We start from the raw sequence: 9,312 nt of genomic DNA on the forward strand, positions 1-9,312 counted from the left end.
AAACCAACGGTTAGCTGAGAGAAAGAACAGAAAAGAAATAGCCGTGTAATTTTTAAAAAATAGTCATTTTGAAATTAGACGAGTGTTTCCTTTTTTAAAAAGTTAGTTATGAAATTGGTTCAATTATAATAGTTAAAAAAGTATTTCAGGCAATTTATCTCACTTTCAGTGCAATATTTTACGTATAAAAAATAGAAACTGCTATAATTAAGAAAATTAAATGGGGGTGGTTATTTTATGACTGACAAATTACCTGCTGTTCAGTTATATACGCAGGCATCAATAAGCAATAACCCGCAGTCTAAAGAGAACTGCCTGAGAGAACTGGTGAGCGGGATGCTTCAGACAGACTTTCCTGAAATTAATGAAGAAAAGCTGATTCAGTCCATATTTGAAAGAGAAGCACTTAGTACAACTGGCTTTGGGGACGGTTTTGCGATTCCTCATGGTAAGTCAGCAGATGTATCCTCACCGATTGTGGCGGTCTTTAAACTGGAACACGCGGTTGACTGGGATGCTATGGACGATGAAAAGGTAGACTGTGTTATTATGATCATTGTTCCTGAAACAAAGGGGGAAGACGTCCACCTTAAACTGCTCTCACATCTGGCTTATCATTTAATGGATGAAGAGGTGAAAGCTGCCTTGAAAAAAGCACAGACAGAAGAAGACTTGCAGCAGGTTATAGACCCCATCTTAAAAAATAAATAAGAAAGAAGGCGATAAAATGAAAATCGTAGCGGTAACAGCTTGTGCAACGGGTGTGGCGCATACATTCATGGCAAAAAGAGCCATTGAAGACGCTGCTAAAAAGAGAGGTCATGAGATAAAGGTAGAAACGCAAGGGGCCACAGGAATTGAGAATGCCTTAACGCGTAAAGATATAAAAGAAGCAGATATTTTAATTCTGGCGACGGATATTAAACTGGCTAAAATGGAACGGTTTGAAGGAGTTAAGAAAGTAACCATTCCAGTCGCAACCGTAATAAAGAGTGCGAATAGTTTGATTAAAAAAATTGAAGAGAAACTTCAATAGGAAATTGAGGAAACTATTATGAAAAAATTTCAACAGGCATTAATGACCGGCGTATCCTACATGCTGCCGCTTATTGTATTTTCAGGTATGACCATTGCTTTAACCGGTATGCTGGTGCAGCCCAGTGCATTTGATACGCCGGTCGTTGCAACATTGAACGGTTATGCATGGGTAATGATTGATATGATTCCTGCTATTTTTGCGGCTTACATGGCTTATGCCATTGGAGACAAGGCAGCACTTATTCCTGGCTTTATTGGAGGTTACATATATGCACACCCTCAGTAGAAAATACGTCAGCCAGCGGCTTTCTAGGGGCTATATTAGCTGGTTTCCTGGCAGGTTATGCTGTTTTGTATCTCAGAAAGGTTAAAGTACCTGACTTTTTGGAATCGATTAAGAAGACCTTATTTATTCCCGTATTGACGGGCTGGGGAATTTATCTGATTATGGCTTATCCCGTAGCTTTAGTTGTCGGAGCACTGAATGATTTAATTATCAATAATCTGATTGCACTATCTGAGGCTCCGCAGTACGCCTTTTTGCTGGGGGGAATCTTAAGTGCTATGTGTGCCTTTGATATGGGCGGACCTATTGGGAAAATTGCCATTACCTTTGTCTTTGCCGTCTGGAATGACCCGAGTGGTCTAGGCTTTGTCGTGAATGCGGCAGTTTTGCCAGGCATCATGGTACCCGCTCTGTCCGTGGGCATTGCCTCACTAATTGCCCGTGAAAAATATACAGAAGATGAAATAAGGCTGGCACCGGCATCCATTTTATCCGGACTGGATGGCATCACAGAATCCACTCTGCCCTATGCATTCAGAGATCCGTTTCGTATTATAGGCGCAAATATGATTGGGGCATTTGTCGGTGGAGCGATGATGATGGGCTTAGGTATTTCAACTGCCGGGGTTTCCGGCGTCTTCGGGATGCCGATGGCCAGTAACATCGGACTCTTCATTTTGGCCATTTTGCTTGGAACAGTCATTTCTGTATCGCTTCAAATAGCTGTGAAAAAACCGGTCGACCGTACGGTAGTAGCAGAAGAAGGCGACGAAGAAGACTTTGATTTCGAAATTACTATGTAATCTGAAAAAAACACTACTATTTTCTTCGTTTTATGGTAAAATAGTGAACGTTGTTGAAGATAAACTTATAAATGTTAGGAGAATGTCTCCGGGAATGATAAAAGTAATTAAAGAGAAGCGATTCTTTTTGCCTACTTTTGTATACCCGCGGAGATGTTCTCTTTTAATTTTGAAAACTATAGAAGAGGTGTACAGATGACATCAGTAGTAGTAGTAGGAACACAATGGGGAGACGAAGGAAAAGGGAAGATTACGGATTTCTTAAGCGAAAACGCTGAAGTGATTGCCCGCTATCAGGGTGGCGACAATGCCGGCCATACCATTATTTTCGACGGCGTGACTTTTAAACTTCACCTGATTCCTTCCGGTATTTTTGCTCAGGATAAAATCAGCGTCATCGGAAACGGTGTCGTTATCAATCCGAAGTCACTGGTCAAGGAAATCGCCTATTTGCATGAACGCGGTATTTCCACTGACAACTTGCGTATATCTGACCGCGCACATGTCATTTTACCGTATCACTTGAAACTCGATCAATTGCAGGAGGATTCAAAAGGCAGCCAGAAAATAGGCACCACCATTCGTGGAATTGGTCCGGCCTATATGGACAAGGCGTCTCGTGTGGGTATTCGTATTGCTGACTTGCTGGATAAAGAATTATTTAAAGAACGTCTGAAAACCAATCTTGACGAGAAAAACAAGTATTTCACAGCCGTTTACGACTCAGACCCGCTTGATTTCGATGAGATTTTTGAAACATATTATGAATTTGGCCAGCAGTTCAAGCAGTATGTCTGCGATACATCAGTCATTTTGAATGATGCACTGGATTCTGGGAAACGTGTCCTATTTGAAGGCGCTCAGGGCGTCATGCTGGATATCGATCAGGGAACCTATCCTTACGTCACGTCTTCGAACCCGGTAGCGGGTGGTGTGACGATTGGGAGTGGTGTCGGCCCTTCTAAAATTGACAAGGTTGTCGGTGTCTGCAAGGCCTATACTTCACGTGTGGGAGACGGTCCATTTCCGACAGAGCTGCATGACGAAATCGGTCAGCAGATTCGTGATACCGGTAAGGAATACGGTACAACAACAGGGCGTCCGCGCCGTATCGGCTGGTTTGACAGTGTCGTGATGCGCCATGCGAAACGTGTTTCTGGTGTGACTAACTTGTCACTGAACTCTATTGATGTGCTGTCTGGACTTGAGACGGTTAAAATCTGTGCAGCCTACGAGCGCAACGGAGAAAAAATCCTGCATTATCCGGCTAGTCTGAAAGAATTGAGCGAATGTACGCCAATTTATGAAGAGCTGCCTGGCTGGAGCGAAGACGTGACGGGCTGCCGTACGCTGGAAGAGCTGCCTGAGAATGCCCGCAACTATATCCGCCGTGTATCCGAGCTGACAGGCGTTCACGTCTCGACTTTCTCCGTTGGTCCGGACAGAGACCAGACGAATATCCTGGAAAATGTCTGGTCACCGGTACGTTAAGGCATATTTAATGAAAAAGAAGCGCTTGTGTGTCAGCTCCAAAGAAAATGGTGAGTGAGTTCAGGGTCAAAGCCATTTTGACCCTGAACCGGGTTTATCTTATTTGTTGAGTACAGGCGCAAAGAGCTTTTGCCCCTGTACTCAACGATATTAAATGAGTGAGTTGCTGGGGAAAGGGACGTTGCCCGGTTACTCACCGAAGAGTCACTGCTGGGCTACGGGTGAAACATCCTTTCGCCCGAACTCAAGAGATGTTTGGATTTGAGTAACGACTCAAAGGGCAGTTGACCCTTAACTGGCGCTTCAATTAGTCTCGAGCTACTGGAAAAACTACCTTCAACCACTGAACGGACAAGAGAATAAGCAAACTAAACTTTCAAAAAGGAACATACGCGCCAGTCAGCGCGTATGACCCTCTTAAACCCATATAAATGAAAAGACGCTTACCCTAATTTTCGACTAAGGTAAGCGTCTTTTGCTGTTTAATTTATTTTTTACTTAAGCTGATCGGTGTAATCCAAGTGTTCGAAGGTGTCTGGTTTACCGATAGCAACGATAAAGCTTTCCGGCTCAATCTTCTGTTCAGGTGGTACATTGATTTGCAGTTTTCCATCCGGATCGGACTTTAACCCAATAACGTTAATTTTATACTTTTTACGTAAGTCCAATTCTTTCAGACTCTTACCAATCCACTTTTCTGGAGCTGTGAATTCAATAATCGAGTTTTCATCATCCAGATTAATTACATCCAGGATGTTGTTACGCATTATATTACGGGCTACTTTATCGCCCATTTCCTTCTCCGGACGAATGATTTCATGCGCACCAATTTCCAGTAAAATTTCCATGTGAGTTCGGTTTTTAGCTTTAGCTATAATTTTCTTAATACCTAATTTTTTACAATTCATTATAGCCATTACACTCGATTCCAAATGTGACCCTGTGGCTACTACGGCTACATCACAGTTACCAAAGCCGATACTTTTGAGTAATTCCAAATCTGTAATGTTTCCCTGAACAGCCTGTACGACGTATTCTTCCACTCGATTGACATCAATCAAATCTTTATCAACTGCAATAACGTCAAAGTGCTGTTCACCTAGTTGCTTTGCTATCGTAGACCCAAAAATACCGAGTCCTAAAACGCCTACTGTTTTAACCATTTATCTGGTCTCCTAACCTATCAAGATATTTCCTGTAGCATATGTGATATTTTTCTTCTTATGTCCAGTATTTCCTAAAGCAGTGAATATGGTAATCGGACCGAGTCGTCCCACAAACATTGATATCATTATAATAGTTTGACTATAACGTGACAACTCCGGCGTCAGGTCAGCTGAGAGTCCAACGGTACCAAATGCAGAGACTGATTCGAAAAACAGATATTGAAGTGGGATGTGTTCATCAAAAATAGTCATGAAAGCGAGACTGATAAAATTTAGTATAACAAACATGACCACAATTACGAGAGCTCGCTTGACAATAGTCATTTCCAAAGTCCGCTTGCGGTAATTGACATTATCAAGTCCTCTTATTTCAGAAGATATGAGTTTAACGACTAATGCAACAGTTGAGGTTTTTGCTCCCCCAGCTGTTCCTCCGGGTGAACCACCGATAAACATGAAAACGGTGAAGAAAAACAATGTGAAAATGTGCAGTTTTGTATAATCAAGTGTGGCAAATCCGGCTGTCCGTAATGTCACAGCTTGGAAAAAGCTCGCCTGAAGTTTTCCAAATACTGACAAATCTCCTATAGTACCGGTATGATTCCACTCGGAGAGCATGAACAGCACCATGGCAGAAACAGTGAGCCAGAAAGACCATTTAATTACTAGTCGTGTATGGAGTTTCAATCGACGATAAGGGCCTTTGATATCAATCCAGCTTCTGGCAGAAATAAATTCCTTGAAGTGTCCGGCCACATCGAACCAGACTGAAAACCCGATACCGCCAAGGATGATTAAAATAGGAATAACTGTATTCACTATCGGTGTATCCACAAATGCCTGAAGACTCTCGGTACCAAGATTATCAAAGCCGGCATTATTGAAAGCTGAAATGGCTAGAAAGACTGAAGTGAACGCACCTCGCCTCAAACCCAGAAGGGGGATGAAATGAAGAGACAATAGCAAGGCTCCCGTCAGTTCAACAATAGACGTATATTTCACGACAGAAAGCAGGAAACTCCTGAAGCCTGTCATGTCGCTTCGATTCAGTGCCTGTTTAAGGGTGACTTCTTCTTTTATACTCACGCGTCGTCCAAATTGGAGAATGATAGCAGAAACAATAGTAATTAAACCTAAGCCACCAAGTTTAATTAAAAAGAGAGCAATAATCTGTCCGAAGGTATTATAGGTATAGGCTAAAGGTTCAGTGTATAACCCAGTTACTGCCACCATGGATACTGCACTGAATAGGTGGTCAAAATATGTTGCTTGTGAGCTCTCAAGCTGACTGAAAGGCAATGCCAGCATAAGTGAGCCAATGAACATAACTATGGCAAAACTGACGACTATTTTTATAGGAATAGGCCAGTCTGAGAACTGTCTGAAACTGATAGACATAACATTGATCCTTTCCTGCATTTTATTTAAGCAATAATAGATAAAGTTTACTGTATAGCGTAATTAAATACAATAGAGCTTATTGAAAAGAATCCTATTTCTGCTATCATGTAGTAGACTATGCAAAAGAAGGAGTAATTCAGATGAAAATTGTAATTGCTGGTGGTGGAAAAGTAGGTGAAGTCTTGTTGCGAGAGCTTTCCCTTGAAGGTAATGATATCGTCTTAATTGAAAAACATGACTGGAAGCTAGAGCGGATTATCAGTAAAAATGATATAACCGGTCTAGTAGGGAATGCAGCCAGTTATGATACGCAAGTCGAAGCCGATGTTCCAGACTGCGATATTTTCATTGCGGTGACTCCTGAAGACGAAATTAATATCATTTCTGCGACTATTGCAAAAAAGCTTGGCGCTAAACATACGATAGCCAGGGTAAGAAACCCTGAGTACGCTGGACACATGGCTTTCATGCGTGAAGGTATGGGTATCACTATGATGATTAACCCGGAGCTGGAAGCAGCCAAGGATATTGCCCGTGTTATTCGATACACTGAAGCATTAAGTGTAGAGCAGTTTGCCGGTGGTAAAGTGAACATTGTTGAAATAGAAGTGAAAGACAACAACCAGTTATCCAGTATTACATTAAATGAATTCAAGAGTACGTTCGGAAATGTACTGGTCTGTGCTGTATCAAGAGATGACTATGTCTTTATTCCTAGCGGAGACACCAAGCTTGAAACAGGAGACCGGATATTTGTAACCGGTGGAAAAAAAGACCTGACAAAGCTTTACCGTAAATGTGGACTCAAGTACCATAAAATCCGTTCAGCACTCATTATTGGAGGCGGAAGAGTAGCGCATTATCTGCTGGAAATGCTTGGCGAGATGAAAATGGAAGTTAAAGTCATCGAACGAAATCATGAGGCAGCTAAGGAATTAAGCGAAAAGTTCCCTCGTGCAGTGGTGATTGAAGGGGACGGTACGGATCAGGAGTTTCTAAAGGAAGAACGCATTGAACTGTACGACACAGTAGTCAGTTTGACTGGGGTAGATGAAGAAAATATTCTGATCTCACTCTTTGCATTGAATCAGGGTGCCAAAAAAGTAATCACGAAGGTCAGTCGAACCGATTTGCTGAAACTACTGGGCAATGTAGGACTTCAGTCCATTATTACCCCTAAACGCCTGATAGCTAACGAAATTATTCGTTTCGTTCGATCTCTGCATTCCAACGACGGCTCAAATGTCGAAGCATTGTTCAGAATAGCCGATAATCAGGTCGAAGCTATTCAGTTTAAAGTTCCAGAAAAATGTAAAGTAACGAATCAGACGCTTCAAAATCTTAAAATGAAAGACAATCTGCTGATTGCCTATATCATTAGAGGAAAGAAAACCATTTTCCCGAGTGGAGCAGATGTCATTAAGCCTGGGGATCAGGTCATTATCGTAACAACAAAGAAAAATTTGGACAGTATAGATGATATTTTAGTTTAGGAATGATAATCAGTGAATAAGCAAATGGTTGCTTACATTTTAGGAAGACTACTTCAAATAGAAGCCCTTTTGCTTCTGGTTCCTTTAATCGTAAGTTTGATATACAGAGAATCCTATCGGTATTCTCTCAGCTTTTTAGTGGTCGCTTTAGTGACTGGAATTATCGGGTATTTGTTTACAAAGAAACACCCCAAAATAAAAAATTTATATGCCAAAGAGGGCTTTGTTATTGTCTCACTTTCATGGATTTTACTCTCCTTTTTTGGCGCCCTGCCATTTGTTCTCAATGGAGATATCCCGTCACTTGTGGACGCATTTTTTGAAACAACGAGCGGCTTCACAACTACAGGAGCCAGCATACTTAATGATGTTGAAGTCTTGTCGCATTCGAGTTTATTCTGGCGCAGTTTTACACACCTAATCGGAGGAATGGGAGTACTTGTTTTTGCCTTAGCCGTTCTTCCGCAAATGGAGTCAGAATCGGTTCATATTATGAAAGCAGAAGTACCCGGACCAAGTTTCGGTAAGATTGTGTCTCGGCTCTCAGAATCAGCCCGTATCCTATACTATATTTACCTTATATTTACTGTATTGGTTATTCTGGCACTTATTACGGCCGGCATGCCGATATTTGATTCCTTTATTCATGCGTTTGGAGCAGCAGGGACAGGCGGATTTGGCATGCGAAACGGGAGTATTGCACCTTATGATAACGTAGCGATTGAAATGATACTTGGCTTTGCGATGCTCTTGTTTGGAGCCAATTTCAATCTATACTTTTTACTTTTGACCCGACACTTTAAAGAAGCTTTTCGAAGTGAAGAACTGAGGTGGTATATCGGTTTCGCCTTTGCAGCAATTGCGGCGATTACCGTTCAGTTGAGTCTGTCAGTCTACTCTTCAAGTGAAGCCTTGCGTCACAGCTTTTTCAGCGTCACATCGATTATGACAACAACAGGTTTTTCAACAGAAAATTTCAATACTTGGCCACTGTTCTCGCGGGCTATTCTCTTGCTGCTGATGTTTGTTGGAGGAATGGCCGGTTCGACAGGTGGAGGAATAAAAGTCTCCCGTGTGGCGATTTTGATTAAAACAGCTTTTTCTGAATTGAAGCGAAATACGTATCCGAATCGAATCGTCAGCATGCACTTTGAGCATAAGAGTGTGGAAGGTAAAATGATTAAAGCTATTGCGAATTACTTGATTGTGTATGTCCTGGTTTTTATCGTTATTTTATTAATTATAAGCCTGCAGCTTGATGATTTCACATCAGCATTCAGTGCAGTTGCGGCAAACTTCAATAATATTGGACCTGGACTTGGAGTAGTTGGACCGGATTCATCCTATTCCTTCTTTAACAGCATCAATAAAATTGTACTGTCGATTGCCATGATTATGGGAAGACTGGAAATTTTTCCGATTCTCATCCTATTTTCACCGGCGATATGGAGAAGACGAGCATAGCAAGAAGAGACAACCGGAACTGTTCTGGTTGTCTCTTTTTTTGTAGTATAAGGGATTATAAAATAAAGGCTGGTATGACACAGTTGGTTAACGTTTTATCTTTAAGAATAGATGGGGTAAAATATAGATGGGGTAAAATATAGATATGGAAAAGAATATTCTCCACTCGA

General features: G+C 41.6%; 9 protein-coding genes. 7 read left to right on the forward strand and 2 right to left on the reverse strand.

The window, feature by feature from the left end:
* Positions 1 to 237: 237 nt before the first annotated feature.
* The 5 genes from ACYVLS_RS09705 (at position 238) to ACYVLS_RS09725 (ending at position 3,618) form a co-directional block, all read left to right on the forward strand.
* The gene (locus ACYVLS_RS09705) at positions 238 to 711 is read left to right on the forward strand and encodes a PTS sugar transporter subunit IIA (RefSeq protein ID WP_460324002.1); all 474 of its coding nucleotides are present in this window, start codon (positions 238 to 240) and stop codon (positions 709 to 711) included.
* Between the two features lie 16 nt (positions 712 to 727).
* Positions 728 to 1,036 (forward strand): PTS fructose transporter subunit IIB, encoded by a 309-nt coding sequence (locus ACYVLS_RS09710; RefSeq protein WP_460324004.1) that lies wholly within the window; start codon positions 728 to 730, stop codon positions 1,034 to 1,036.
* A gap of 18 nt (positions 1,037 to 1,054) precedes the next feature.
* Complete coding sequence (locus tag ACYVLS_RS09715; protein ID WP_460324006.1) at positions 1,055 to 1,324, forward strand: hypothetical protein; 270 nt, start codon at positions 1,055 to 1,057, stop codon at positions 1,322 to 1,324.
* 47 nt (positions 1,325 to 1,371) lie between these two features.
* On the forward strand, positions 1,372 to 2,127 hold the full coding sequence (locus ACYVLS_RS09720) for a PTS transporter subunit EIIC (RefSeq protein WP_460324018.1): 756 nt from the start codon (positions 1,372 to 1,374) through the stop codon (positions 2,125 to 2,127).
* A gap of 195 nt (positions 2,128 to 2,322) precedes the next feature.
* Positions 2,323 to 3,618, forward strand: coding sequence for an adenylosuccinate synthase (locus ACYVLS_RS09725; RefSeq protein WP_460324008.1), 1,296 nt, complete (start codon positions 2,323 to 2,325; stop codon positions 3,616 to 3,618).
* Positions 3,619 to 4,112: 494 nt separating this feature from the next.
* Here the strand turns inward: ACYVLS_RS09725 and ACYVLS_RS09730 are convergent, their stop codons facing one another.
* Positions 4,113 to 4,781, reverse strand: coding sequence for a potassium channel family protein (locus ACYVLS_RS09730; protein WP_460324010.1), 669 nt, complete (start codon positions 4,779 to 4,781; stop codon positions 4,113 to 4,115).
* A 12-nt stretch (positions 4,782 to 4,793) separates the two neighbouring features.
* Positions 4,794 to 6,182: a TrkH family potassium uptake protein gene (locus ACYVLS_RS09735; protein WP_460324012.1), complete on the reverse strand. Its 1,389-nt coding sequence runs from the start codon at positions 6,180 to 6,182 to the stop codon at positions 4,794 to 4,796.
* 143 nt (positions 6,183 to 6,325) lie between these two features.
* Between ACYVLS_RS09735 and trkA the strand changes: the two genes are divergently transcribed.
* Together trkA and ACYVLS_RS09745 are read left to right on the forward strand one after the other, a co-directional pair.
* Positions 6,326 to 7,678, forward strand: coding sequence for a Trk system potassium transporter TrkA (gene trkA, locus ACYVLS_RS09740; protein ID WP_460324014.1), 1,353 nt, complete (start codon positions 6,326 to 6,328; stop codon positions 7,676 to 7,678).
* Between the two features lie 12 nt (positions 7,679 to 7,690).
* A complete protein-coding gene (locus ACYVLS_RS09745; RefSeq protein ID WP_460324016.1) occupies positions 7,691 to 9,142 on the forward strand; it encodes a TrkH family potassium uptake protein in 1,452 nt (483 codons plus the stop codon).
* Positions 9,143 to 9,312: the final 170 nt, after the last annotated feature.

The sequence above is a fragment of the Alkalibacterium psychrotolerans genome, assembly GCF_054784355.1.